This window comes from Actinoplanes subtropicus (assembly GCF_000721705.1).
Taxonomy (GTDB): Bacteria; Actinomycetota; Actinomycetes; order Mycobacteriales; family Micromonosporaceae; genus Actinoplanes; species Actinoplanes subtropicus.
The window spans coordinates 1-1,898 of the sequence record NZ_JOJL01000111.1 but is presented as its reverse complement, the minus strand read 5'-3'; the positions used below and the strand labels follow the sequence as shown (position 1 = coordinate 1,898).

The 1,898-nt window shown below is 70.2% G+C and carries 2 protein-coding genes; both read left to right on the top strand.

The window, feature by feature from the left end:
- Positions 1-158 precede the first annotated feature (158 nt).
- Entirely contained in the window at positions 159-1,073 is a 915-nt protein-coding gene (locus tag IH26_RS0152325; RefSeq protein ID WP_030443782.1) for an NAD-dependent epimerase/dehydratase family protein, read from the top strand.
- A gap of 268 nt (positions 1,074-1,341) precedes the next feature.
- Positions 1,342-1,818, top strand: a complete 477-nt coding sequence (locus tag IH26_RS0152320) for an RNA polymerase sigma factor (RefSeq protein WP_030443781.1) — start codon at positions 1,342-1,344, stop codon at positions 1,816-1,818.
- Positions 1,819-1,898: the final 80 nt, after the last annotated feature.

Sequence of the window (1,898 nt, the reverse complement as noted above, 5' to 3'; positions counted from 1 at the left end):
CGATGGTACTGCACTCGGGAGGGTGTGGGAGAGTAGGACGCCGCCGGACTCAACGTACGGAAAGCCCATCCTGGGAAACCAGGGTGGGCTTTCTGCATTCCCGGGATCGGCCGGCCCCCGCTTGACAGGGAGGCGGGTCCTTCGTGGACGATTCCGGCGTGCGGATTCTTGTGGTGGGGGCAAGCGGACTGATCGGGGCGCACGTCGCGGACGCGCTGCGCGAGCGTGGGCACGAGGTGACCACGGCGGCGCGGACCGTGCGGGCGGGCGTCGACCGAGCGCTCGATGTGGTCGAGGCGGACGTCGACAAGATGCGGTCGGTGCTGGCCGGGCATGACGGGGTGGTGTTCGCCACCCGCACCGAGGAGCAGCGGCCGCTTCCCAAGCCGATCTACCCGGTGTTCCGGCGGAACATGGTCGAGCCGGTGGTCCGGCTCTTCACGGCCGGGCGGTCGGAAGGGCTGACCCGGGGCGTCCTTCTCGGGTCGTACTACACGTATTTCGACCGGCTGCACCCCGAATGGCGGCTGGCGGAGCGGAGCACGTACGTGCGCTGCCGGGTCGAACAGGCTCGGGAGGGACGGGCCGCGGCCGGGGCAGGTTTGCCGATCGCGGTGCTGGAGCTGCCCTTCGTGGTCGGCCGGAGCGGCGAGCGAATGCCGAACTGGGCCGGCCCCCTCGAATCGTGGGCGCGGTCGGGCTGGCCGTTGGTGGCGCCGGCCGGCGGCACGGCGATGACGTCGGCGCAGCGGGTCGCCTTGGCCGCCGTGGACGCGCTCGAGGCCGGCAGCAACGAGGACATCCCGATGGCGGACGAGAACCTCACCTACGCCGAGATGATCGAGCGGATCGCCGGGGCGGTCGGACGCTCACGGCGGGTCCGGCGGCTGCCGTCCGCGCTCGTACGCACATCCCTGCGAGCCGGCAGCGCCCTGCAGCGGCTGAGCGGCCGAGAGTCGGGCGTCGACCCGGCCCAGTTCGGCGACCTGTTGCTGACCGACCTCTTCGTCGACCCGCCGACGAGCCACTCCTTGGCCGACGCTTTCCGGGAGAGTTTCCCCTCGCACCAATAACCTCGCACCGACACTGCCGGGGTCGCTCGGCGCCGAGCTGGTGGCGGCGGACCGCGGCGTGATCGCCCGCGAGCGCCGCCCGGCACTCGTGCTCGACTACTTCGGCCCGTACGAGTCTGCCTGGTCGCGGCGCTGTCCGTTACTCCGTGATGGGACACGTTCGCAGCGGCCGAACGCACGCGAACCGCCTTGGCGCGTTGGAGCCTGAACACTTCGCCGGCTGATTGGCAATGTCAGGTTGGAAGCGCGGTGTTTGCCGAGGAGGGCCATGGCTTCGGATGCGGATTTGATCGGCCGGTCGCTGGATGGCGATGTCGACGCCTTCGTGGAGGTGGTCGGGCGTCATGAGGCGGCAGTCGGTTCGTACCTCGCTCGCCGGGCGGGGCGCGACGCGGCTGAGGACCTGCTGGGCGAGGTTTGGGTTGCGGCGTTCGAGTCGCGGAGATCGTACGACCGGTCGTACGACGATGCGCGGCCGTGGCTGTACGGGGTGGCGCTGAACCGGTTGCGCCGCTACTGGCGGTCCCGCCCGGCCGAGGACCTGGTCGCGGACGTGACGGACCTGGCTACCGGATGGGATCCCTGGTCGGCAGTTGACCTCGGGATGGACGCCCGGGCCGTACTCCGGTCGGCCCTGATGCTGCTCAAACCCGAAGAGCGGGAAGTCCTGAGGCTCGTCGCCTGGGAGGACCTGACCGCGGCCGACGCCGCGCGGGCGCTAGGCATGGGGTGCGTTTCTTCCTGAGTGACCTGCTCGATGAGCATCGATGTCGACCCGTTGCAGCACTCGATGGCCGGTTGGTATGGGTTGGTTGACCGGTTTGC

What these genes read in the sequence shown, in the direction of transcription:
- IH26_RS0152320 (WP_030443781.1), top strand. Translation starts at nt 1,342, where the DNA reads ATGGCTTCGGATGCGGATTTGATCGGCCGGTCGCTGGATGGCGATGTC.